The sequence below is a fragment of the Amycolatopsis sp. NPDC049868 genome (assembly GCF_044461365.1).
GTDB lineage: Bacteria > Actinomycetota > Actinomycetes > Mycobacteriales > Pseudonocardiaceae > Amycolatopsis.
In genome coordinates this window covers 155,824-180,759 of the sequence record NZ_JBITKV010000012.1, presented here as the reverse complement: position 1 = coordinate 180,759, position 24,936 = coordinate 155,824, and the positions used below count along the sequence as shown (strand labels likewise).

General features: G+C 65.1%; 19 protein-coding genes. 11 read left to right on the top strand and 8 right to left on the bottom strand.

All coding sequences use genetic code 11. The features are described 5' to 3' along the window. Positions 1 to 109 precede the first annotated feature (109 nt). On the bottom strand, positions 110 to 2,680 hold the full coding sequence (locus ACIBTM_RS36510; RefSeq protein WP_395881724.1) for a hypothetical protein: 2,571 nt from the start codon (positions 2,678 to 2,680) through the stop codon (positions 110 to 112). A gap of 755 nt (positions 2,681 to 3,435) precedes the next feature. Further along, the gene (locus tag ACIBTM_RS36505; RefSeq protein WP_395881723.1) at positions 3,436 to 4,788 is read right to left on the bottom strand and encodes a cytochrome P450; all 1,353 of its coding nucleotides are present in this window, start codon (positions 4,786 to 4,788) and stop codon (positions 3,436 to 3,438) included. 401 nt (positions 4,789 to 5,189) lie between these two features. Here ACIBTM_RS36505 and uppS point away from each other — a divergent pair, with 401 nt between their 5' ends. Continuing rightward, positions 5,190 to 5,930 (top strand): polyprenyl diphosphate synthase, encoded by a 741-nt coding sequence (gene uppS, locus ACIBTM_RS36500; RefSeq protein ID WP_395881722.1) that lies wholly within the window; start codon positions 5,190 to 5,192, stop codon positions 5,928 to 5,930. Between the two features lie 42 nt (positions 5,931 to 5,972). Further along, a complete protein-coding gene (locus tag ACIBTM_RS36495) occupies positions 5,973 to 7,004 on the top strand; it encodes a hypothetical protein (RefSeq protein WP_395881721.1) in 1,032 nt (343 codons plus the stop codon). Between the two features lie 21 nt (positions 7,005 to 7,025). Here the strand turns inward: ACIBTM_RS36495 and ACIBTM_RS36490 are convergent, their stop codons facing one another. The 3 genes from ACIBTM_RS36490 to ACIBTM_RS36480 all read right to left on the bottom strand — a co-directional run bounded on the left by ACIBTM_RS36490 (position 7,026) and on the right by ACIBTM_RS36480 (position 8,459). Further along, on the bottom strand, positions 7,026 to 7,430 hold the full coding sequence (locus ACIBTM_RS36490) for an NUDIX domain-containing protein (RefSeq protein WP_395881720.1): 405 nt from the start codon (positions 7,428 to 7,430) through the stop codon (positions 7,026 to 7,028). A 133-nt stretch (positions 7,431 to 7,563) separates the two neighbouring features. Continuing rightward, complete coding sequence (locus tag ACIBTM_RS36485) at positions 7,564 to 7,911, bottom strand: hypothetical protein (RefSeq protein ID WP_395881719.1); 348 nt, start codon at positions 7,909 to 7,911, stop codon at positions 7,564 to 7,566. A 56-nt stretch (positions 7,912 to 7,967) separates the two neighbouring features. After that, positions 7,968 to 8,459 (bottom strand): hypothetical protein, encoded by a 492-nt coding sequence (locus tag ACIBTM_RS36480; RefSeq protein WP_395881718.1) that lies wholly within the window; start codon positions 8,457 to 8,459, stop codon positions 7,968 to 7,970. A 523-nt stretch (positions 8,460 to 8,982) separates the two neighbouring features. Here ACIBTM_RS36480 and ACIBTM_RS36475 point away from each other — a divergent pair. From ACIBTM_RS36475 to ACIBTM_RS36435, 9 genes are all read left to right on the top strand, one after another. Beyond that, entirely contained in the window at positions 8,983 to 9,606 is a 624-nt protein-coding gene (locus tag ACIBTM_RS36475) for a histidine phosphatase family protein (RefSeq protein WP_395881717.1), read from the top strand. A 716-nt stretch (positions 9,607 to 10,322) separates the two neighbouring features. Then, a complete protein-coding gene (locus ACIBTM_RS36470) occupies positions 10,323 to 11,420 on the top strand; it encodes an NAD-dependent epimerase/dehydratase family protein (protein ID WP_395881716.1) in 1,098 nt (365 codons plus the stop codon). After that, on the top strand, positions 11,417 to 13,414 hold the full coding sequence (locus tag ACIBTM_RS36465) for a glycosyltransferase (protein WP_395881715.1): 1,998 nt from the start codon (positions 11,417 to 11,419) through the stop codon (positions 13,412 to 13,414). The genes ACIBTM_RS36470 and ACIBTM_RS36465 overlap by 4 nt, the downstream gene beginning before the upstream one ends. Next, complete coding sequence (locus ACIBTM_RS36460; RefSeq protein WP_395881714.1) at positions 13,395 to 14,798, top strand: UDP-glucose dehydrogenase family protein; 1,404 nt, start codon at positions 13,395 to 13,397, stop codon at positions 14,796 to 14,798. Before ACIBTM_RS36465 ends, ACIBTM_RS36460 begins: the two co-directional genes overlap by 20 nt. A gap of 757 nt (positions 14,799 to 15,555) precedes the next feature. Next, the gene (locus tag ACIBTM_RS36455) at positions 15,556 to 16,512 is read left to right on the top strand and encodes a peptidase (protein ID WP_395881713.1); all 957 of its coding nucleotides are present in this window, start codon (positions 15,556 to 15,558) and stop codon (positions 16,510 to 16,512) included. 26 nt (positions 16,513 to 16,538) lie between these two features. Beyond that, positions 16,539 to 17,654: an acyl-CoA dehydrogenase family protein gene (locus tag ACIBTM_RS36450; RefSeq protein ID WP_395881712.1), complete on the top strand. Its 1,116-nt coding sequence runs from the start codon at positions 16,539 to 16,541 to the stop codon at positions 17,652 to 17,654. 6 nt (positions 17,655 to 17,660) lie between these two features. Further along, entirely contained in the window at positions 17,661 to 18,869 is a 1,209-nt protein-coding gene (locus ACIBTM_RS36445; RefSeq protein ID WP_395881711.1) for an acyl-CoA dehydrogenase family protein, read from the top strand. Further along, positions 18,866 to 20,014, top strand: a complete 1,149-nt coding sequence (locus ACIBTM_RS36440) for an isocitrate/isopropylmalate dehydrogenase family protein (RefSeq protein ID WP_395881710.1) — start codon at positions 18,866 to 18,868, stop codon at positions 20,012 to 20,014. The genes ACIBTM_RS36445 and ACIBTM_RS36440 overlap by 4 nt, the downstream gene beginning before the upstream one ends. Further along, a complete protein-coding gene (locus ACIBTM_RS36435) occupies positions 20,004 to 20,852 on the top strand; it encodes an amidohydrolase family protein (RefSeq protein ID WP_395881709.1) in 849 nt (282 codons plus the stop codon). Before ACIBTM_RS36440 ends, ACIBTM_RS36435 begins: the two co-directional genes overlap by 11 nt. A gap of 21 nt (positions 20,853 to 20,873) precedes the next feature. On the opposite strand, the gene ACIBTM_RS36430 is transcribed toward ACIBTM_RS36435, so the two are convergent. The 3 genes from ACIBTM_RS36430 to ACIBTM_RS36420 are packed head-to-tail and all read right to left on the bottom strand — an operon-like array spanning position 20,874 to position 24,926. Further along, complete coding sequence (locus ACIBTM_RS36430; protein WP_395881708.1) at positions 20,874 to 23,177, bottom strand: SDR family NAD(P)-dependent oxidoreductase; 2,304 nt, start codon at positions 23,175 to 23,177, stop codon at positions 20,874 to 20,876. 25 nt (positions 23,178 to 23,202) lie between these two features. Continuing rightward, on the bottom strand, positions 23,203 to 24,243 hold the full coding sequence (locus tag ACIBTM_RS36425; protein WP_395881707.1) for an alcohol dehydrogenase catalytic domain-containing protein: 1,041 nt from the start codon (positions 24,241 to 24,243) through the stop codon (positions 23,203 to 23,205). Further along, positions 24,240 to 24,926 (bottom strand): O-methyltransferase, encoded by a 687-nt coding sequence (locus ACIBTM_RS36420; protein ID WP_395881818.1) that lies wholly within the window; start codon positions 24,924 to 24,926, stop codon positions 24,240 to 24,242. Before ACIBTM_RS36420 ends, ACIBTM_RS36425 begins: the two co-directional genes overlap by 4 nt. Positions 24,927 to 24,936 lie beyond the last annotated feature (10 nt).

Genomic DNA, 24,936 nt, shown 5'->3' with positions numbered 1-24,936 from the left:
AGACATGGGCCGCCGGATTCCTGGCCGCAGGGTGCGACGCCAGCAGGAACGAAGCCACGTCCACGACGACATCCCAGCCGCAGAGCGGGGAGCTCGTAACACCGGTTGCTCAAGCCTGCGGGCGCGAACTGCCCGTGGTGCAGGCGGTTCGGTGGGCTGGTGGGTTCACAGGGTCGAGGAACTCCTCCAGTGCGGAACGCTCGGTGCGAGACGCCCGAGGCTGAGGCGTCTCACTTGAGGTGCCACCAACAGGCCCTGGTTCCCGATAGCGGGCGTGGGTCTTCGTGACTTCGTGGCTGTGGACGCGAGAGCTGATCGTGAAACCGGCGTCGTCCATCACAGACAGCATCGGCCCGCTCTTCTGCTTGCGCACGACGATGTCGCTGCCCGAGCCTATGAAGGTATTGGGCAGCGTCAGGTACCGAGCTGCTTTCACCGCTCCCTTCAGCACCGGCGCGCCGTACTGCGCGGTGCCGCAGATCAGCAGAAGAAAGGGGCTATGCGGGTTGACGGCGTACATCTGCTGGAACTCCGGCAACTGCACCAGCAGGCCGATGAGAGTGTCGCCGCTGACACTGAGGTGCCTCTCCTTGCCGTCCCGCTCGATCGCGATCCGGACGGCACGCGAGTGGCCATGCGCAATGATCGCGTTGGGGCCGACGCGGACTTTCCTGGGCCGTCCGGACCTCTGGTCGGTGGTGGTGAGCACTACAGGTGGCCAAGGTACCTCCACGAGTCGGCGGTTCGGGTCGCGATCGCGCAGCTTGTCCCATTCGACACGGCGGATGTCGCAGGCACTTTCGCCGGGGAAGGTCCGGACGACGTGGGTCATCTGATCGAGGTGGCCCACCATTTCCGCGAGCAGTTCCTCGTGGTCGCCGGTTAGGTCGAGGCCGTTGGTGCGTTCGTACCCGGTACTGGTACTAGTCAGGCCGATGCGTACGACCTCATGCGGGAAGAAGCCGATTACGTCACCGTGCTTGTTCCTGCCTTGCAGCGCAACTTCGGCGTCGGGATCGGCGTCGGGGATGTATCTGGCCGTCGGCAGGTGCTTCTCGAAGAAGGTGACATTGTTGATGTTGCCGTCGGAGTAGACGCCGAACCGGTGGTGCTGCGGCTTCCACCAGTCCCAGGGCCGTGGGCTGGACTTGTATGTGCTCCAGCCACGGTTGTGGGCGACGCCGAAGCGTCCGTCGGCGAGCTGGGAGACAGTACCGTTATTGCTGAGCATGGACACGTTTATCCCCTCCCTGAACAGTCCGCGCGCAGTGTCCTTCGCGTTGTGGTCGCCGGAGGAAAGCAGCACGACCTTGAGGCCGGATTTTGCGCGGATCAGCGTCCGCAGCTGTTCGATGCGGGAGAGCGCGGTCGCGAATTGGCGAGGTTCGAGGGTCGCCCAGGTGCCGTTGCGCAGTGGCACCGCAAACCCGTCGCGAGTTCCCTCGGCGTGCACGTGGAAGTCCCCGTCGAGCCGGAATTGCGATCGGGGGCGGCTGGTGCGCCTGCGGGCGTCGTGCACGGTCTCGCCGGGTAGAGTCTTGATCGCGTTGTGGTAGCGGCCGGTGAGCCGGAAGGTCTTGTCTCGGGTAAAGGCGACGCCGTGCCCGGTGCCGGGCATTACCTGGTAGACGATGTCGTGCAGCGCCAAGTTGATCGGTCGGCCATCCGGGCCCTTGGCGCGGACGGTCCGTCCTGTGGAAGAGATGATCGGGCCGATCGGGACGGGCACTGCGGTGCTCGCACGGCCGCTGTCCCCGAACACACGCGTGAAAAACCCGTAGCTGAGCCCGTCGTTGGGGTGCAGAAGGCCGTCCACGGCCCCGGACGGTCCTGCGGTCGGCGCTACCGCCCGGCCTGTCGGAGCGACCACGAGCACCCGGGCGTCGACCAGCAGCGGCGGCGGTACGGTCCGCACCCGGGAGCCCGGAGGGGCTTGGGTTTCCAACCACAGCGGGGTTCCGCCGTGATTGCGCAGCACGATTCCGTGGGGTTCCCTGCTGGGGGATTTGATCAGCACGAACGCCATCGCGCCAGGGCCGAGTTCGCGCACTTGCCGGACGACATCAAGGATCGCGCCGCGCACCGGGCACCACACACCGCCGACAGCCGTGGCGAGTTCAAGTTCAGGCCGGGACGATCCACCAGCGAAGTCGTCACGGGTCACGAGCGCATCCCCGCAGAAGTGCCGGCGCAAGGCGTCGAGCCGGATCACGCAGTCGCGCGCCGTCCCGTCGTGCGGCGGTAGCACCGCGGACAGCTCCCGTTCCAGCTCGATCGCCGCCGCAGTTGGGCCTGCAAGCAGTTCCTGTGCTCCGGCGAGCGCCGCGTTTCCTGCGGTAGCGTCGAGGAGCGGGAACAGCACGGCGCCGCTGGCCGGAGACAACGTGTCCCGGTGGTCGACGGCCGGCCTCGCGGACACCGGAGCATTGGGGATCGTCAGCTCCGGCTTCCGTCCCATCGCGGACGTCTCCCGAGCGCCGCCGGTCGAGGCGTTCCCGCCGCTGTCGCCCGTGCCGACCGCGCCCAGCCAACCGCCCGGCACGGCCTCGGGGAGGTCGTCGATCGCTTGCATGACCAGCGGTCTGCTCGCGGTCACCGAGCCCACTTGGGCTAGGCCGCTGAGGAAACGGACGAACGCGATCAGCGGCCGTACGGGCTTACCGGGGGCGGCCGAGTCCATCGAACTTCCGACCGGTGGAGCGGAGCACGTGGCGTCAACGACGCTTGTGCTGTCACCCCGAGCCGGGCCGGCGACGGTACCACCGATCACCACATTCCGCGCCGCGCCGTCCCGGTGCTGCTTTGGGTGAGCCTTGCGCCGAAAGCGGGAGCGCTTCGGGGTATACATCGCCGTCCTCTGCCGTTGTCATCGGGGCAGAGGTCATACAAGCCGATCGACCAGGCCAGACGTGCGCCACTGATGCGATGTTGATAAGCGGCTGTCGAGTCCGAACGAGGTGTTGACGGCGCGGCGCGCACACGCCGAATCTGCCGAGCGATCATTTCGCGGCCCGGGTTCAGGCGGATCGGTCGGGTCGCTCGAGAACAGGGAGTACGTCCCGTGTGAGCTGTTCACTTGCGGGAGTCAGCGTGAGCCCACGGGGACCGGGCGGCCTCGATCAAGGTTCTGCCTACAGCATGTCCGAGTTGACAGACTGATTCCGAGGTGTTCGGCTACGTGGTTGAGGTCGGGGATCGCCAGGAGCCGACAGGCGCGTTGTTCGCTCCGTGGCCGGCGACGAGGGGCCCGATGCAGACGGGAACCTTAGGGCCGCCGTGGGCGGCGCTCACACGCCAGGAACTCGGCAAAGCGGTCGGTGACTGCTGAGGCCGCGGCCGGATTGGCTGGGGTGCGGCTGATCGTCATACGTCGTACCCGCCGGTCCTACCTTGGGCTGCGCATCACAGCGTCCCCGTGTCACCAACGGAACCGGGTCATGGACAAGCCTCGACGGTAGCGACTACAGGGCCCTCAGGTTTGACTGTAATGCTGCCGAAGACGGCCTGGGGAGCCACATGCAACGTGGGCAGGAAGGCCGGTAGCAGATGCTCGAGCAGCATAGTCATCTCACGCATGGTGAACTGCATGCCGATGCACGTCCTGGGGCCGATGCCGAAAGGGTAGTAAGCGCCAGTTCGCCTGGGGCGTTCCGCGGCGAGGAAGCGCCGCGGGATGAACCGGTCGCTGTCAGGCCAGATGGCGGGATCACGGTGCGTCAGGTAGGGACAGGCCACGACCTTACTGCCCGCCTCGATGCGGAATCCGCAGAGAACATCGTCCTCAGCCGCAGTGCGCGGCACTATCCAAGCAGCCGGATAGAGCCGCAAGGTCTCATTGATCAGAGCTTGGATCACGCTGGTACGAGCGGGGCATCCCGTCTGCTCGGTGTCCAGAACCCATTCACGCAGCTCAGGATGGCCGGCGAGCAGAACGAACACCCAAGTCAAGGTAGTGGCGGTGGTTTCCTGGCCGGCCAACAACAGGGTGACCAGCTCATCGCGCACCAGTTTTCGGGTGTATTGAGGATACTCCGCCACAGCGTCCAACAGCACATGGAGCACTCCCGGGCCTGCCGGCCCCATCGGTTCACTGTGGGCTGCCTCGATCGCACGCTCGGCCACGGCGTCGACCCTCGCTAGCTCAGCGGCTACATGGGGCGCCAGTTCGACTTGGGGCGCGGACACCGAAGCAATGGCTGTGACCACTGTTTCCAGAGCACGCAGCTCGCGGTGAGTTTCCGTGTCCAGAAGATGACCGGTCAAGGTACGCCAGATGGTGTCCATGGCGAAGAACTCCATATCCTCCGCCAGATCACGTGGTCGGCCGGAGCGAGCACTGTAAGCCCATTTGTCGGCGACACGCTGGACAGCGTCTTCGATCCGCTGTTCGTAACGAAGGATTCCTTCACCGGTGAACTGGGAGTGCAGCAGCCGGCGTTGCCTCTTCCACTTATCGTCAGGTGCGATGGCCACTACCCCGTCGCCGAGCAGGACACGAGCCCGGTGTGGATGTTTGACGTAGCGATCGGTGTGGCGGACGAGAACGTGCTGCACAGCTTGCGGATCCGTGACCAGAACCGTCGGTTTTGGGCCGATACGGAACGAGCTGACTCCGCCGAGCAGGTGTGCCCGGGTCAGCAGGTCAATCAGGTCGCCGCCGGAATCACGCCATCGGCCGACAGCGGCCGTGTCCACCTCGGGTGGCACGCTCGGTAGGCCGGAACCCGGTTTCCCGGCGACCTTGCTCTCGCCCGGTCCGACAATCTTTCGATTAATACTGGGACGCATTCGCACTCTTATCTTGAGATGAAATTCTTGTCAAATTTCACATGTTTCCACTAAAACGCCGCAGTGATACAGGCCAAGCAACGCTATCACTCCTCGGAGCTGACAGTAGACTACGCAAGCAGAAGAAACCGTGCGCCCACAGGCACTGGGGCGTCGTAGTACCCAAAGGATTACCGAGCACATCGCGAACAATGTCCGATCGGCCAGTATGGCGAGTCACGGCATTGACGCGAACAGTGACCACGACTACGTTACGAGCTACCATGAAACCATAGCCTCCGAATTCCTTTCCTTGATGGCGACGCCTTTCCACGAATTCGTGCGCCCCCAACGAACGACCGCCAGGGAGAACACGGCTCTGGAAGATGTGCCGCCCTCTAGTCTCAGGAGAACGAGCCGGCATGACTGCTTACGACATCGCCACCACGGCTCAGACCTTGACCGGCGTCACGCCACCGGGCGTCCCGCAACACCTGGGCATCATCTTGGACGGCAATCGCCGCTGGGCCCGGCGGCGCGGACTGCCCACTGCCGCGGATGGTCACCGTACCGGCTTCCGCAAGATCCCTGAGGTGCTGTCCTGGTGTGACGAACTGGGCATCAAGGTCGTCACCTTGTGGATGCTCTCCGACGACAACATCGCCCACCGGCACGCGGAAGAAATCCGCGACCTGCACGCCATAAACGAACGCGTGATCAACGAACTCATCGCGTTCCGCCGGTGGCGGCTACGCCATGTGGGAAGGACGGAGTTGCTCCCCGCCCGGCTGGTTTCGCTGCTGGATACCGCCGAGCGGTGCTCCTCCAACGTCCGCGGGATGGACGTCAACTTGGCCATCGCTCACGGGGGTCGCAGCGACATCGTCGCCGCGATGCGCACACTTGCCGAAGATCTGCGTGCCGACAACAGTATTGAAGTCACCGAGGCTCTGATCTCCGAGCGCCTGCCCACCGCTGGCCAGCCCGATCCGGATCTCGTCATCCGACCCTCCGGTGAATTCCGCACGTCAGGATTCCTGCTGTGGCAGGCAGCGCGGGCAGAGCTGTACTTCTGCGACCGGCTCTGGCCGGACTTCAGTCGGGCCGACCTACTGGAAGCCATTGAGGCCTTTGCCCATCGCCGGCGCCGTTACGGTGCATGATTCGGGCGACCTATCGACGGTCCAGAGTGCCAGGGAGTTCCCATGTCTCATGTCAGCGAGCTTCACCCGCTGTGGCAACACGAATCCGAGGAAGTGCAAGCGCTCATGCCCTGGGCGCGGGCGCGGCTCGACGCGCTCTTCCCCCAGAGCCCGGACGTCCCGGAGGAGGATCCTTTCGACAAAGAAGTTTACGACTGCGCCTTGAACATCGGCATCTACAGCGGGAGCACGCGGCAGGAGCTCTCCGCACTTGAGTGCGGCCGAGCCGTGCGCCTGTGCGCGCCCTGCAGTGGCCCGAATCTGTGGCTTCCTCTGGCCATGCTCTTCGCCTTCGTGACCGCTGTCGACGACGGCGTCGCGGAACAAGGAGACCCGCTTCGTGAGATCAGTAGCACCGCCAATCGAATCCTGCGCCGACGGCACTGCCCCGGAGACGACGACTCCGCCACGGCGCGCTGCTTGAGCATCGTGCGCGAGCAGACAGAGAAATTAGGCGCAACCGCCTGTCTGCCCCTCCTCGCCGACCGGACCGTCGCCAGCTTGCGCGGCATGGCGCGCCAGCAGCAATACCTGCGTGACGACCGGCTGCCGGACCCCGCAGCCTATCTGTCCTTGCGCCAGGATGCCATGAGCATCGGCCCCATGATCGCACTACACCAGTGGGTGGCGGGCGGCCCCGTCGGCCAGGGGTCGGCCGGTCTTCTCCTCCGCGACACCGCGGCTCTCGTCGCCCTGATCAGCGGCCTGGACAATGACATCCTTGGCGTTCCGAAAGATCTCGCCTGCACCAATCGATTCGACCTCTGCAATTACGTCTTCGTCCTGGCGCACCACCAGAACGTCCCCCTCGTTACGGCCATCAGATCAGCAGTTGCCGTCGTCGAGGCCTACGTATACCGGCTCGACTCACTTGTCGAGGAAATCGAGCGCACCGAGCCTCTTTTCAGCCCCCTGCGGCGGCAGATGCGAGCCACAGCAGGCTGGGCGAGCGGCCTGCACGTGTGGTTCCGCACCGCTCGTCGCTACACCGAGGCCGACAAGGTCAACACCTCACACGGGGCACAATCGTTGTGAGCGGCCGCGGTCCCGCACCACTTACCAACCGTACATCGAGAGCGCCTGGCCTTCGCTGGCCAAGGTGATCGCGTCCGCCACGTAGTCGATCGCCGTGGGAGGAAGCTCGCCGGGTCTGGCCCAGTAAAGCCCGTTACACCGCTCAGGTTCGCGATTGTATGGTTCACCACTCCAGCGCAACGCCTTGAAAAAGAAAATGAGGCGTTCCTGTCTATCGCTGTCCCGTTGATGCGCTACATGGACGAACTGCAGATCCGGATGTTCCACAAGTACGCCAACTTCTTCCCACACCTCCCTGGCCGCTGCGCCGACAAGCGACTCGTCTTGCTCGAGATGCCCCCCGGGCACGCACAGCTTTCCGTCCGCGTAGGCCGTGCCGAGTCGCTCCACCAACAGCAGCGCGCCATCGTCGCGGGTCACCAGCACACACACGCCGATCGGGCAGCGATACCGTCCGTCCTCGCACAAAGTCGTACCCCGCTCTCACTCCACTGTTCTCCATCCGAATAGGACATGTACACCGCTGAAACCACCACCTCGGCCGGCGGTGACGGTGGGCTCACACTCGCCGATCGCCTGGCCCGACTTCCTCGGCGATCCGCATGGCCTTTTCGATCAGGGATCTGTATGCCGGACTTCGCCGACAAGTCGGACCCAACATCTCCGACGTCGAGGCGCCGGCGGTCAAACCGACGATCTTCACGCCGACGAGCAACCCGGGATCCAACTCACTCGCATCGTCGATGAGGTACGCCTCGGTACCGCTACGCTGGGAATTGGACGAATTCACCGAACCGACCAGGAGAACAAGATCTGAACCCGCCGCGACCGCGCGCACTGCTTCCTGACGATTCGTCGACACGGGCCCGTCGATATCCAGCCGATCGACGGCATCCGCAGTCTCCATGAGCACGACTCGGTCTGGCGCCTCACCGAGCGTTTTCTCGCGCCCACTCGACGATCTCAATCGCTCGCTCGACTCCCGCGCAAAACGCGCGAGGCCCCGAGCACGACCTGCCGCGGTCCGACCGCCCCCCAGGCCCGCAGAGCCGCGAGCACCGGCGCCGACATTTCATGCCGGGCAGGTTCCCGGTCGTCACAGACGAACGCAACCAAGGAAACCGTCTCGGCGGCCGCACGAAACAGTTCCGTCACGTCGGGTTCCACTACCACCACTTGACTGCCGCCATCACCGGAGTCGTTCGGCAGGCACCCCGCCGCCACGCCCGGGGTGACCGCGCGTACCAACCGCGTCGCGACCCCGCAGCGCTCGAGTTCTCCCTTCAGCACCGGAGCCGATGGGCACGCTCGCCGCCACCCACCCGTATCCACCTCGGTGACGACCTGAACGATGTCCGATGCGTAGGCGGGGAGCAGCCGATGTCGCACAACGGCCGCACTGACGCCCATTCCGCCGAGAACCTCCGACAGAAGCTCGCCCGAACCCGTGGACACCACCGCTACCTCTCCGACCATCTTGTCGACCGAAATGCCGGAATCCCCGTTCGGGATTCGCGTAGTGCGACACACTGCGAGAGAGGGGAAGTGGGGCCGACCTGTTTTCGCCATATTCATCCCCACTGGCCTCCTGACAGGGCGAACCAGCTTCCGCCCGGCCCCTCACCCTAGGAACGTCAGCGCCTTCGACACAATCGACAACAAGCCATGGCTTGTCCCCGCGAAATAAACCATTGGCCAGCTTCGCTTGCTTCGAGCCCCGCGTATCTATGTCGGCAGATATCCGCCCCGCCCCGAGAATGGATTGTCCTGGCCCCGGTTTGCGACCGCGTCGGCTGCGAACCCCAACACGGACAATGAAGCAATCGCAGACGGCTGTCCGGCGACTGAGAGACATGGGATCTGGCCAATGGTGTCCTGTTGGTGGCAACTGCTGGCGAACGAACCCGACGATGCGCCAGAATCAGGAGCCCACCTAAGCGAAGGATTGGGACAACGCGGTCTGGAAAGGAAAGCTCCCGTGAAACTGCTGCTCGTCCGCCATGCCCAAACCGAAGGAAACTTGCGGGGCGCACTCGAAACCACGGTGCCCGGTCCGCTGCTCACCGAGGCCGGCGAGCAACAGGCACGGAGTCTCGTCACTCGCCTGGACGGCAAGCCCATCGTCGCGGTCTACGCGTCGCAGGCCATCCGCGCACAGCAAACCGCAGCACCACTAGCCGCCACGCTCGACCTCCCGGTCGAGGTCATCACAGGCGTCAAGGAAGTCGACGCCGGTGACCTGGAGAACCGCAACGACCAGGAGGCCCGCAGCATCTACCTCAATACCGTCGGCCGATGGACCCGGGGCGATCTCGCCATCGCGATCCCAGGCGGCGAGACCGGCGAGCAGGTCCGCGCCCGCATGCTCGCCGCGGTCGCCGCACTGAGGTCGGCGCACGAACGGATCCACCCGGACGGCACGATCGTCCTTGTCAGCCATGGCGGCGTGATCCGGCTGGGCGCCCAGTGGCTCGTACCGACCATCCGGTCCGACATCGCCGACAGCGCGCTCATCCCCAACGCCGGCACCATCGAACTCGAAGCCGTACCGGCCGGCTGGCACTGCCTGGCCTGGGGAGACAGGGTAATTGAATTCCGTTGACGGGTAAGGCAAACATGGCTCAGTGTTCGCGAGAGTGCCCGGTGATTACCTGCCATCGCTCCCGGGGGCGCGCCTCGGGTCGCGGGGCCGAGCCTCTGCAGTGAAGGGCTTCTTCGCCAGCTTCAATCACGCCACCTTACCTCTCGGCCGAACAGCAAGTTCCGATGTGGGCACGAAATCGAAATCATTGCGACGCGCCTTAGGCGGCGGTCTCACGCGTCGACACACTCCGCCACAGCCCGGATCGAGACGATAGAAACGACTAATCAAGGCCGCCAACTAGCCTAAGGTCTAATTGACCTGACTAGCCACGACCTCAACCAGCCGCTCAGACAGATCGGCCGCCATGACCGGCGCGCACCACAACCACTGACAGTATGATCAACCGTCCGACGAACTAAAACGGGTGCGACCAATAGACCATTGGCCAAACATTTTCGGGCGAACAGTTGAACGAAGGTGTTCATTTATAGTCCGACGATCACGAGTCGAATTAGCATCGGACAACACCCTTTGGACCGAGCCCTTATTTGCCAATTGTTGCACTTATAGTCGATCGGAGTCGCCGAATGCGATCTAGCTCATTTCCAGCGAGACGCTTCCCGGCCGCGTGATGTTATTGAACACACTTTACCGGGCTCCGAGTGAAACATTTGTTCATTGGACACCAAGGTGGTCACAGTGGGGACACCTTGCCTTCTTAAAGAGAGGAAAGCATGAGCGAGATGAACGTGGTGATCCTCGGCTGCGGCGGCTACATCGGTAGCCACCTGCTGGATCACCTGCTGGCATCCGAGGAGTATCGGGTCACTGGTTGGGACCTTGAGACACACAAGATAGAGGAGCACCTCGGGCATCCGCGTCTTCGCGTCCACCGCGAAGATCTCGCCTCGTCACAGGCACTGGGGCGGCTGCGCGAGGCAGTCGAACGCGCTGACGTGGTGATCAACCTCGCGGCCATCTGCAACCCGGCCGAGTACAACACCCGACCGCTGACGGTGCTGCGGGCCAATCTGTTCGACCTTTACCCGGTGATGGACCTGTGCGCGGAACTGAACACCTGGCTGATCCATTTCTCCACCAGCGAGGTCTATGGTCGCACTCTGTCCAGTTATGTCACCCGCGCGCAGGACACGCTGGATCAGAAGCTGTACGTGCTGGACGAGCGAACCACCCCGCTGATCATGGGGCCGGTCCACAACCAGCGCTGGACGTATGCTGCGGCCAAGCAGGTTGCCGAGCGCTTGATCTACGCCCATCACCGGGAAAACGGCCTGCCATTCACGATCGTGCGGCCGCTGAACTTCTTCGGCCCGCGTATGGATTACCTTCCCGGACGCGATGGCGAGGGTACTCCCCGCGTTCTAGCCTGTTTCATGGCGGCGTTGCTGGACGGCACTCCCATGCAGTTGGTCGACGGGGGCGACGCCCGCCGCACCATCGTTTCCATCGACGATGCCATCGACGCGGTCCTGCGCATACTGCGCCGTCCTGACCGCGCGCAGAATCGGATTTTCAACATCGGCAACCCTCGCAACGAGGTGACCATCCGCGAGTTGGCCGAACGCATGCGCGAGACATATGCCTCGATCACCGGCGACCCCGCGTACCGCGACCATCCGATCGTGTCAGTCAGCGCCGAGGAATTCTACGGGCCCGGCTATGAGGACTGCGACCGTCGCATGCCACGCATCGACAACGCAACAACACTCCTTGGCTGGACGCCCCAGAAGTCTCTGGGAGAGACTCTCGACGACACCATGCGCTATTACCACGCTGCCTACGCCCATTGCACGGACGGCAGAGTGGCATGACGACCACGGCAATGCCCACCGTGTCCGTGCTGATGCCGACCTACCGGCAAGCGGCGTTCATCGCGCGGGCGATCGGCAGCCTTTTAGACCAGACCTTCCAGGACTTCGAACTGGTCGTAGTCGACGACGGTTCGGACGACGACACCGCCTCGGCGGTCGGAGCCTTTGCCGACCCCCGGATCCGCTACCTGCGGCACTCACGGAACCGCGGGCCTGGGGTTACGCTCAACGTCGCGACACGAGCCGCGACGGGCGAGTTCCTGGCATACCTGCCGTCAGATGACTACTACGACCCTGAGCACCTGGAGCGGTGCGTCGACCTGTTGCGGGACCACCGGGAGACCTACCTGGCTTATGCGGGTGTTCGCTGGGTCCGACGCATGCATGACGTGCTGGTTGGCGCCCCCGAGCCGTCGCCGACTCTGTACGGTTGCGTCAGCCCTTGGAACGGCGGGAACGCCACCGAAAACCTTGACGTGCGCAGTGGAAACTATCTGGCCCTGGTCCAGGTAGTGCACCGCAGGGGGCACGAGGCTGCGGTGCGCTGGCGTGAGCGGTCGGAGGTCGTCACCGACGCGCTGGAGCTGGACTTCTGGACCGGGCTGCTCGCCACGGGCGCACGCTTCTCCTACACCGGCTCGGTGACATGTGAATGGGGAGACCATCCTGACCAGCACCACAAGATCATCTCCGGGCGCGGGGCGCAGAACCGGCACAACTTCGTCTACGGTCTGTCGCGATACCGGCAATTCTATCTGGTGCCGTCCGGGGAGAGGCTGAACTGGCAGCCGGTAAGCCACGGGATACCCGTCGATGAGGATAAGCGGTACTATCCGCTGCGCGGACGCAGCTCGGCAGGCACAACCGGCCAGCATGGACTGAAGATCCTCCTCACCGGGGCGCTCGGCTTCAACCCCGAGCACCTGCTGGTCCTCGAGCAGGCGGGGCACCAGCTAGCCGGGCTGTGGTCGACCGCGCCGCACTTCTGGGAGACGGCGGGCCCCCTGCCGTTCGGCAACGTGCTGGACATTCCGCACGACGACCGATGGCGAGAACGGGTGCGCCACTTCGCCCCAGACGTGATCTACGGACTGCTTAACTGGCCGAGCATCCCCTTGCTGCACGAGGTGATGCGAGCCGGCCTCGCCCCGTTCGTGGTGCACATGCAGGAGAGCCCGGCCGCCGCAATGCAAGTTGGCTATTGGCCGATGCTGCGTGACCTGATGCTCTCCAGTGCCGGAAGGATCTTCATCTCGGAGGAGTCCGAGCGGCATTTCGAGACGGTGCTCAGCCCTGGAAGCCCCTTTGGCCCCAGTCTCGTCATGAACGCGGACTTGCCGAACCGGCAGTGGATGACCGACGAGTGGTCCCCACCGCGATCAGATCTCACCCCGGACGAGGACGAGGTCCACACGGTGTGTACAGGCAGGCTGCTGGTCACGGACATCCCCATGAACGAGCTCGCCAACCGGAAGATCCACGTCCACCACTACGGCGCGACGTATCGCCAGTGGGCCGTCCCGTCAGCGCCGGCCTGGGTGTCCGCCGCCGAAGATAGCCCGTTCCTGCACCTGCACGGCGATGTGAACCCACAAGATTGGACGCGTGAACTATCCCAGTACGACGCGGGTTGGCTACACGTGTTCACCAGCGTCAACCAGGGGCATATCCGCGGCGCGACCTGGCCCGACCTCAACCTCCAAGCCCGAATCGGGACGTACGCGGCCGCCGGGCTGCCGTGGATCATGCGGGCCAACCGCGGGCACATCGTCGGCGTCGAGCGGTTGGCGACCGACCACGACGTCGGCATCGCTTACAGCGACGTCGATGACCTTGCCCGGCGGCTGCGCGAAGAGAAAAACACCAGACAGGCACGGCAGAACATGCGGGCCGTCAGGGATCGCTTCACCTTCGACCACCACCTTCCCAGGCTCATTGATTTCTTCGCTTCCCTTCAACCGAAAGGAGCAGACGATGTCCGCGTTACGGCATGAAGAATTGCCGGCGCTCTCGGTCATCGGCTGCGGTTACCTTGGGGTCACGCATGCCGCCTGCATGGCAGAGCTGGGATTCGAGGTCATCGGAATCGACGTGAATCCACACCAAGTCGAACAGCTACGGGACGGACGGCTGCCATTCTTCGAACCCGGCCTCGACGACTTGCTGGAATGCAACCTGCGGAATGGTCGCCTGTCCTTCACGACGGATGTCAGCGCCGCCAGTCGCGCGACAGTTCATTTCCTGACCGTGGGCACCCCGCAGGCACCGGATTCCGACAAAGCCGACCTCAGCCAACTCCATCAGGCACTGGATGCACTCCGTCCCCATCTGCGCCCAGGTAGCGTGGTCGTCGGGAAGAGCACCGTCCCAGTCGGCACGGCCGCCGCGATCGCGACGGAACTGGGACACGATGTCGATGTAGTGTGGAACCCAGAGTTCCTGCGTGAAGGACGCGCGGTCGCCGACTCGTTGGCCCCCGACCGCATCGTACTCGGCGTATGCAGCGCCCGCTCGGAACAAATCATGCGGACCGTCTACGCGAAACTGCTCGACGCCGGAACCCCGATGATGACAATGGATCTTGCCAGCGCGGAACTGGTGAAGGCGAGCGCAAACGCATTCCTCGCGCTCAAGATCTCCTTCATCAACAGCATCGCAGAACTGTGCGAGGTCACAGGCGCCGATGTAACCAGCGTCGCGGCGGCGCTCCGCCACGACGAACGGATTGGAACCCAGTTCCTCTCACCTGGCCTTGGTTACGGCGGCGGCTGCCTGCCCAAGGATTCACGCGCCTACGCCACGCGGAGCCGTGAACTCGGCGTCACATCCCTGCCAGCATTGTTGGAAGTCGCGGACCGCGTCAATCGTGGCAGGCGACACCGCATCGTCGAGTTGGTCGAACAGGCATGTGACGGCGACATTAACGGCTGTCACGTGGCGGCATTGGGCGCGGCATTCAAGCCGAATTCGGACGATATTCGCGACTCGCCCGCCCTCGCCGTGGTCACCGAGCTCGCCGCCAAAGGGGCGAAGGTGCGAGTGTACGACCCGCAAGCGATGGCAAGGGTACGCATCGCCGTACCCGAAGTCGACTGTGCTAACAACATCGACGAAGCACTGGCAGGCGCCGACGTCGTTGTATTGCTCACGGAATGGCTGGAGTTTCGCACCCTGCGACCGGCCGACGCCATACGACTCGTGAAACGGCGAGCCATTGTCGACGGGCGCGACGTTCTCGATCGCGATAGCTGGCAGGCCGCGAGCTGGGTTTTCTACGCCCCGGGACGGCCTAGATCAACGGACACATTGCGAACAAGCCAGCCGGACCGTGGTTCGGAGTGGACCAAAGGCTTAGCCAGTACCGTTGATACGCGATGAGGGCGAGGCAATTGATCGCTTGACCCCGAACACGTGCCCTGCATCACCACCAAATGGAATCACAGGTCACAGCCCAGGCCACTGTGGCCCGCGCCGTAACAACGCAAGCTACCGCGAGGAGTTGAGCCGGCAGGACCCGGCGGCTAAGACAAGAAGGCACCCTGTTAACCCCCTTCCCCGACCAGGCGGACGGTGCGCTCGCACCCGGAGTATCGTGCGCCGTTCGTCAGCCTCGGAAGCGGACATTCGACAGACACCACCCATACGACCGCATTGCCACAGACAACAACCTGTTGTCGAGCGGCTTTTATTCAGGCGCGAGCTAGTCGCCGACCGGTTGCCGTCACCACCCGAGTCCTATCGCGACCCAGCCACACCGACCGTGTCGAACACAGCGTTCAGATGCCGCTCACCGCGCCAAGCCGGCGGGCGGCCGGAGCCCGCTGTTCGCTGTCCTGCGACGGTCTCACGTGCCCGAAGGAATGACGAGCGGGTTCAGACGGACGACATGCGGCGGAACACGACTACCGCGCACCCGCGTCGACACACTCCGCCGCGGCCCGGATCGAGACGTTAGAAACGACTAATCAAAGCCGCCATCTAGACTAAGGTCTAATTGATCTGACTAGCGGTATCTGTAACGCTACTCGTGACGCCATGACTGGCAGCCATCGGCAAGGACCTGGCCCCATAGTTCGGCCCGATTCGCTACTAACGCTTACGTCATCGCGGGTACCACCTATCCTTAGGAGGAATCGTGGCCGCTGCTATCGGAACAGAAATCACCAGGGGTGCCGGGCGAGCACGCCGATGGCTTGAGGACAACGGCCTGCCCCACAGCGACGAGATTCCGTTGCGGGCCTCAGGGTCGGCGTTCGACGAGGGCGGGGAGTACGGCGTGGAGATCCCCGTGGTGAACAACTTCCGGGTATTGGAGGCGACACTGCGCCTGCTCCGCGAGGAAGGGCTTCCGGTCACCCGGTTCAATGAGACGCTGGGCGCGTTCCTGCTCTCGGACGCCGAGGTGGCGGACATGCTCGCCCTGTGCAGGGAAAGCGATGTCGGCATGGTGTTCGCGCTGGGACCGCGGCCGGAATACGACCGTAAGGCTGCGTTCTACCGGGGTGGTTTCGGAGCGTCACAGGGCCGACGTGTCAACAACAACGATGCTCTCGCACAGTCCGCGGAAGAAGCGTTGCGGTTGGCGGAACTGGGCTGCCGAGGGCTGATCGCCTATGACCTCGGGGTGATCCGGATGCTGTCGAACATGCGGCAGGCCGGCACGTTGCCCGCGGACCTCATGATCAAATCGTCGTCGCATTGCATCGTGTCCAACCCGCTGACGGCACAGGTTTACGCGGAAACCGGCGCCAACAGCGTCACCGTGATCCACGACGTCGGACTGCCCGTGTTGCAGGAGATGCGGCGCCTGGCACCGAGGTTGACCATTGATGTCCCGACCGACGTCTACGGTTCCAAGGGCGGCTTCATCCGCTTCTACGAAGTGGCCGAACTGGTGCAGATCTGCGCACCAATGATGCTGAAGATCGGCGCGAGCGCGCAATCCCATCCTCACGACCCGGTCAACGAGAACACGATTCGGCAACGAGTGCAGCGGGTGGCACTGTGCCTTGAATTCCTGAAGAAATCCGATGTCGAGGCGAAGTACATCAGCGATCTGTCACCGCAACGCTGCGTGCCGGTCGAGGCTTGAGCCCTCCTAAGGAGAAGAGGGAACTAGTGGATTTCGAGACGGACGGCAGGCTCACTGCTTTCCGTGAAAGGGGCCGCCGGGTGGGCCGGGCCCTCGTCAAGCCGAGCTTGACGAGCCGGGACCGGTCCGCCCGGTGGGATCCTGAGCTGTTCATCGGTTTGACCGCGGAAGGTGTTCCCGGCGCTCCGCTGCCGGAGGATTCGGGCGGGCTAGGCGCGACAGCCTTGGAAACAGTGTTCCTGTTGGAGGGTTTCGGCGCGGGCTCCGGCGACATGGGCTTGTCATCGGCGATCGGCGCTCATGGTGTGTTGTGTGGCGTGTCGATCGCGGTGCACGGGAGCATCGCACAGAAGCGCCGCTACCTTGCCCCGATGGCTTCGGGCGCCTGGCTCGGGGCCGTCTGTCCCTCCACTGTGGATGGTCACGTGAGGCCCGCCGTACAGGCGCGTGAGGACCACTCGGGGTGGATGCTCGACGGCAGCTTTCCTGCCGTGGTCAACGCGCCGGACGCACACCACTTCCTGACCATCGCTACCGGCCCTGGCGGTGTCCAGACCGCGTTCCTGATCGACCGCGAGGTTCCAGGCGTCGTCGTCCGTGAGGCACCCGTACTGACGGCACTGCGAACCTCTCGAACCGCCGAGGTGGTACTCGAAGAGTGCGCGGTGTCCGCCGATGCCGTTCTCGGCACGCCTGGCTGTGCCGACGCGGAGCTGATCCCCTTGCTGGCCGCGCTGGAGCGGACCTGCCTGCTGGCGCCCTGGCTCGGTTTGCTGCGCGAGATGTCGCTGGAGGTGGTGGACCTGGTCTCCGTCCGACCGGTACTGGCGCGGTCGCAGTCGGCTCGGATGGCCGCGGTCGACCTCCGTACGCGGACGGAACTCGCCGCCGACCTGCTCTACCGGGCGGCCTGGCAGCTCGATGCCTTGGACAGGCCACCCCGGGAGAACGCGGCGATGGCGAAGACATTCCTGGTCGAGGCCTTGGACGCCGCGACGCGCACAGTGGCCACGCTGGGAGGACATTCGCCCGGTCGTCCGCCCACGCCAGCGTACCGGGACGCCCTCAACTTCGCCGCGGCCGATGGTGCCGGCGTCACCCTGCGCTCCGTCGTGGCCGACTCGCTCCTCCGAAAGAATTGAGGGCGAATGGACTACTCGATCGACGAGGCCGGTCGTCGGCTGATCACCGATCTGGAGCGCGCGTTCGCCGGGATCGCCGCCCGTGCGGGAGACGCTGACGCCACTGGCGAGCTGCCGAGCGAGAATTGGTCGGACATCGTGGCCAGTGGCTACCTGAGGGTATTCCATCCCACTGAGATCGGCGGCCTTGGCGTGGACGGGGTCACGCAGGTCATGGCTATGGAGACGCTGGCCCGTACGTGCGCCAGTACCTACTGGACCGCCACGATGTCGGGGTTTGAGTGTGTGAAATTGCTCCAAGCCCACGGCGGCGATCACCATCGCGCGCTGATCGACCAGCTGGTCAAGGGGGAACGGCTCGGTTGCTACGCCGTAGTCGAACGGACGTCCGGTTGTGACCTCAGCACTTGCACAACCACGGTGCGCCAGGACGGGGACCGCTACGTGCTCTCCGGCGAAAAGGCACGCATAGCCAATGTCACCACCGCCGATATGGCCGTGGTGCTCTCCCGGATCGAAGGACACGGATCCGGTTGGTGCTACGCGTTCGTGGATATGCACCAACCCGGTATCCGCACCTACCCTATGCCGCACTTGGGGCTACGCGCGATGCCGTGGGGCGGCGTAGTGTTCGACGATGTGCCCGTGCCCGCGGCCGATGTGGTGTCGGTGCACCTCTCCGAGATCAGGTCGGCCGTGTCCTGGGGCTGGTTGTTCATCTCGGTCGCCGCCATCGGGATCGCCGAGTCGGCACTCACCCTTGCCGCTCGGCACGCCCGTCACCACGTGACGTTCGGCAGGGCGTTGGGCCATATGGAAGGTGTCCGCGACGCGCTGGCGAAGACCCGAATGGAGATCGACGCCGCGCGGCTGCTCGCCTATCGCTGCGCGTGGCATCGCGGGGAGGGCCGCCTCGTGCTGGATCTGGTGGGAATGCTCAAACCCTTCGCCACCGAGATGGCAGTTCGCGCGACCAAGTGCGCGATAGAGATCCTCGGATCGTGGGGGGTCACGCCGGGGTACCCGGCCGAGCGGCTGTACCGGGACGCGCCGATGAACCTCTTCGGTGGCTTCTCGGCGAACCGGCAGCGCGAGATCGTCGCTGAAATGCTCGGCATCGCCGTGACCTACCAGGAGCACGACCTGCTCGCCGGAACCGGCCTGGACCAGGACCCCACCGGCCTGCGCGGCCACTACGAAAGGGACCTACCGTGACCACCTACACTTTCGCGCTCTTGCCAGGCGACGGCATCGGCGTGGAGGTCGTCGCCCAAGCACGACGTGTGCTCGACGCGGCGGCCGAACTGGAGGGTCTCGAATTCCGCTACGACGAGATTCCTTGCGGTGCGAAGTACTACCTGGAACACGGTGCGGATTGGCCCGAAGGTTCCCGTGAGCGATGTGCTTCCGCCGACGCCATCCTGCTCGGCGCGATCGGCTGGCCTGCCGAAGACGGCTCGGGAACCACCCGGCGCGCCGATGGGCGCATGGCGGGATGGGAGGCGATCGTGGGCAATCGTGCCGAGCTCGAGCTGTACGCGAACATCCGGCCGGTGAAACTCTTGCCGGGTATTCAGCACATGATCTCCGGCACCCATCGAAACGTTTGGGCGCCCGAGGACGTCGACATGGTGTTCGTTCGGGAGAACAGCGAGGACCTTTACGCCGGGATCGGTGGGGTCAGGAAGATCGCGGGCAGGCAGGAAGTCGCCATCGACACGCGGATCATCACTCGTACGGCGACCGAACGGATCATGGTGACGGCGTTCGACATCGCGAGGCGGCGTGCCGCGGTCGGTCGTAGACGACGGGTGACCTGTGTGGTGAAGGACAACGTCTTGCTCGGATGCCGGCTCTTCGTCGACGTATTCCACGAGATCGGCCAGGACTACCCCGAGGTCGAGCGCGAGGTCGTACTGGTCGACGCGTTCACGCAATGGCTGGTTCGCCATCCTGAGAAATTCGACGTGGTGGTGGCGCCGAACATGTTCGGGGACATCATCACCGAACTCGCCTCGGCACTCCAGGGCGGAATCGGCATGGCGTCGGGCTGCAACATCGGCGACCGGCACGGGATGTTCGAGCCGATCCACGGCTCCGCGCCCCCCATCGCCGGCCAGAACCGCGCGAATCCCATGGCCACCATCCTCGCCGCTGCCCAGGCGTTGACGTGGTTGAGCGACAAGCACTCGGATCCGGTGCTGGCCACCGCGGGTGGCCGGATCGAGGCCGCGGTCCGGTCAGTGGTGCGCGAGGGGCAAACCCTCACTTATGACCTCGTGGGTACGGAGCGAGCCTCCTCCACTTCCGAGGTCACCACCGCCGTGATCGCCGCGCTCAAAGCCGACCATGCTGGTTGACGCTCAGATCCACCTATGGGCGGCCGACTCCCCGGACCGCCCGTGGCCGCCGGACGCCCGGCATACCGCACACCGCGCCACCCCACCGGAGGTGGAAGAAACGCTCGCGGTGCTCGATGCGGCGGGCGTGGGGCGTGCGGTGCTCGTCCCACCGTCCTGGGAAGGCGATCGCAACGACGTCGCACTCTCCGCGGCGGCGCGGCATCCCGACCGGTTCGCGGTGATGGGCCGGATTCCGTTCCACGAACCGACCGTCACACGAGACCTGCCGAAGTGGCGGCAGCAGCCCGGAATGCTGGGTGTCAGACTTACGCTGCACCGCGAGCCGTGGCAATCCATGTTCCGGGCAGGTGGTTTTCCCTGGTTCTGGTCGGCCGCCGAAAAAGCGGCTCTGCCGGTCATGGTCTATCCGCCCGGTGGGCTCGACCCGCTCGCCATCGTGGCCCGTCGGCATCCGGACCTCCGGCTGATCGTCGACCACTTGGCCCTGCCGGTGGGAGCGATCGGCGCCGACGCGTGGGGAGATCTCGACGATCTCCTTGCCCTGTCAAAGTTTCCGAACGTCGCGGTCAAGGCCACGGCACTGCCCTGCAATTCGGGCGAAGCCTTTCCGTTCACCGACCTGCACGAGCCGATGCGCCGGGTATTCGACGCGTTCGGCCCGGCCCGCATGTTCTGGGGCAGCGACTGGACGCGATTGCCCTGCCCCTACCAGGACAACGTGCGCTTCTTCACCGATGCGCTGGACTTCCTGTCCGGCGACGATCTGCGTCAGGTCATGGGCCAGTCGTTGCTGGAGTGGGTCGGCTGGCCCGCTACCGCGCCTGCCCACCCATGACGTCCTCGGCTCACAACTGTGTTACTCCACAGTGGAGAACTCCTCGTCATGGGTCACATATCCCCCTGAACGATCGTCCGCCGCGCCGGATGCCAACCGAAGCAGTTGCGACGTAGCGACGTCGACATCGGCGAAACTGTCCGCGGCTTTGATCTTCGTCGCCCAGTCCAGGATCCGGTCCGCGGCCGGCTCGCCCGTCCTCCCCCGATCGAAGTGGGCTCGGGTGATGCCGATGTCGAGCAAGCCGGGATCGTAGGCCAGCGCCACCACGCCCGTGTCACGCAGCTCCGCCGCCAGATTCTCCACCAGCTTGATCTGCGCCGCTTTGGACACCGAGTAAGCGCTGGCGAACGGCCAGCGCCGACGCCCGGCGTTGCTGACCACCGTGATGACCCGCCCGGCCCCGCGCTCGATCATGCCCGGCAGCACAGTCCTCGTAACGAGTTCCGTCCCGCGCAGGTTCACCTCGATGGTATGCCACCAATCGTCGGAGTCAGTCTCCCAGGTCGAGCCGAGCGGCCCCGGCACACCGGCGTTGTTCACCAGCACGTCTGCTTCGCCGAACGCCTCGAGCGCACGAGCGGCAGCGGCGGTGTCCCGGATATCGAACGCCGCCCATTCGGCCTGTCCGCCGCAGGCACGCAAGTCGGCCGCAGCGGCTCGCAGGGTGTCCTCGTCTCGCCCGGTGATCAGCACGGAGGCTCGTGCCCCGGCGAGCCGCTCGGCGAAGGCCCGGCCGAGCCCACGCCCGCCACCCGTGACGATCACGCGACGCCCGCATAACAGCTCGCCCGGTTCCAGCAAAGGCCTTCCGGACACTTTGCCGGTGACGGACCTCGGAATCGCCGGGACAGCCTCGATGAGCCGGACGCGTTTGTGCGGCGCCACCCGGTCAGCCACATAGGACACCACCTCGGGGAGAGGCACGGGCGAGGTCCGCACGACGAACGCCTTGGGCAATTCCCCCGCCACCGGGTCCGGAACACCGAACACGGCGACGTCGGCGATCGCCGGATGGCTGAGCAGCAGGTCCTCAAGCTCCGCGGGAGCGACCTGATGCCCCTTGTACTTGATCAGGTTCTTCAGCCTTCCGACGATGCTGACGTACCCGCCCTCGTCCTGGACCGCGAGATCGCCACTGTGGAGCCAGCCGTCGCTGTCGATGAGCCCGGCCGTCGCCACGACGTCGTCGCGGTAACCGGCCGTCACCTGCGGTCCGCGGACCCACAGCTCACCGGGTTCGCCTTGCCCGACGTCGGTTCCGGTACCCGGATCGACGAACCGGACCTCGGTACCCGGCACCGGCACACCCACCGACGTCGGGCTGCCGGGAGCGCCGTCGGGGGTGAAGCAGATGCATCCGGCCTCTGTCATGCCGAAACCTTGCACCACCGGCACGCCGAACCGGTCGGAACAGGCGATGGCGGCCGACGCGGCCAGCGGAGCGCCGCCCGAAACGATCAGGCGGAGGCTCGTGACCGCTCCTGGGTCGGCGACCGCCAATTCCGCGACGACGCTGGGTACCAGGTATGCGACGGTGACCTCGTGTCGGCGGACGGCATCGAGAACGACCGGCGCGGTGACGGGCGAAGGCGCGATCACCACGGGTACCCTGGCCAGCAGGGCGTGGTTCATGGCCATCTGCATGCCGTAGATGTGCCGGAACGGCGTCACGGCCAAGACGGTGTCGCCCTCGGCGAGCCGGTGCACGCCGCCGATCTGGACAAGGTTCGCGATCAGGTTGTGATGGCTGATCTCGACCAGTTTTTCCTTTCCCTGGGTGCCGCTGGAATGCGCCAGCACAGCGGTTCGCGCCCCGCCTCGGCGGACCGGCAGACCGCCGGCCCGCACGGGCGCCGCCAGAACCTCGTCCCACGACGCGCCGTTTTCCGGCGACGCGCCCACGACGATCGCGTGCCGAGGCTTGTGACCCGCAGCCACCAGTTCGTTCCACTGGCGCTCCCCGCTGACGACCACCTCGACGCCATGGCGCACGAGACCGCCCATCCAGTCGTCCACAGTGGACCTGGGATCGAGCGGGAGCACGACCGCTCCAGCTGCGAGGATGCCGTGGAACGCCGCGATGAACTCCACACTGTTGTCGAGGATCAGGCCGACGATCTCGTCCTCGACGACACCGGTGGAGTGCAGATGCTGCGCAACCTGCGCCACGGCCGAGGCCAGCTGCCCGCGACTGCTGCGCCGCTCGTGGTAACCGAGCTGATCGACGACCGCGATCCGGTCATCGTCCGGCTCTCCCAGGTCCGCGCCCCAGATCGCCTCGACCAAGCCGACATCGCCAGGGTCGCTGTAGGTGTCCACCACCACTTGCCTCCAGATCCGTGGTTCGTCAAACCTGCACGAGTACTTTGGTCACCGTCCGGGAGCGCATCGCCTCATAACCGGAAGCGATTTCGTCGAGGGAGACGGTCAGGTCGAAGATCGGGCCGGGATCGAGCCGCTCCGCCAGTACGTCGTCGAGCAGGGCGGGGAGATAGGCACCGGCCGGAGCGAGTCCACCGGTAACGGTGATGTTGCGAAGGAAACACGCCATCATCTGGCCGGCCTCGCCGTGCGGCCCGCCGACCAAGCTCATCGTGCCACCGTCTCGGCAACTCCCGAGTGCGGTGTCCAATGCAGCCGACTCACCGGTGCACTCCGCCACGACGTCCACACCACTACCGTCGCTACGTGACAGCACGAAGTCGATGCCCTCGGCCACCGTCCCGGTTCCGCTCGACTCCATGACATCCGTGGCGCCGAAGGACCTGCCGATCCGAGTACGGCAGCCGTGCCGACCCAGCATCATGATCCGCTTCGCGCCGAGTGCCCTGGCGGCGAGGACGGAGCACAGCCCGACCGGCCCATCGCCGACGATCGCGACCGAAGTGTCCGGTCCGACTCGGGCCGTATGCATCGCGTGGAACCCGGTCGCCATCACGTCGGCCAGCGCCAGCACCGCTGGGATGCGCTCGTCGTGCTCGTCCATCGGCACCTCGACCAGGGTGGCATCGGCGAACGGGACCCGAACCGCCTCTGCCTGGCCGCCGTCGCAGTCCACGCCGAACATGCCGCCCGAGGCACACGAACTGGGCAGACCACGGACACACTGGACACAAGTTCCATCCGAGAAGACGAAGGGGGCGACGACCAACATGCCTGGCCGCAAGCGACTGACCTCGGCACCGACCTCGGTGACCAGACCGACGAACTCGTGCCCGCAACGTGGGCCGTGCACCGGCCCGGGCAGTCCGCCGTAGCCGCGCAGGTCGGTACCGCAGATCGCCGCGGCGACGACCTGGACGACCGCGTCCGTGGGAAACTGGACCTTCGCGTCAGGGACCGTCTCGATCGCGACGTCGTACTTTCCCCGCAGGATTACAGCTTTCATGGGGTCACCTCTGCTCTGGCTCGATCGCCGGGAAACTCCCTGGCGCGTTTCTTGCGCGCGATCGTCAGCCCGTCAGAGATGGCGAGCAGTACCGATTCGACACGTTCGTCCGCCCGGATGTGGGCGTTGACCTCCTGGATGGCCTTCGCGTTGCCTGTGGCATCCTCGTCGGCCGCCTCCCCCGCGTACAGCACGTTGTCGACGAGGATCAGGCCGTTCTCGGCCATCCTCGGCACGAGCAGCTCCCAGTATTCGAGATATCCGACCTTGTCCGCGTCGATGAAGGCCAGATCGATGAACGGCTCTTCCGGCAATCCGGCGAGGGCGGGAGCCGCCGGTCCGATGCGCTGCTGGATGCGGTCCGCCACGCCCGCCTCTTTCCACGCCCGGGTGGCGAGCTCACTCCAGTCACTGGAAATGTCGTGGGTGAGCACGACACCACCAGGTGCCACGCCCTTGGCGAGCGCGAGGGTGGAATACCCGGTGAACGTGCCGACCTCGACGATGGTGCGTGCGTCGACCAGCTTCGCCAGCAGCGTGAGCAACGCCCCCTGTTCGTGCGGGATCTGCATCTCGGCGATCCCGCCGAGAGCGGTGGTGTCGTCGATGAGCCGCTGCTCGGCAGCGGTCGGCGGTGCGACCTGGGCCAAGACATAGTCGACGATTCGCGAGGTCAACCGCACTCGTTTGTCT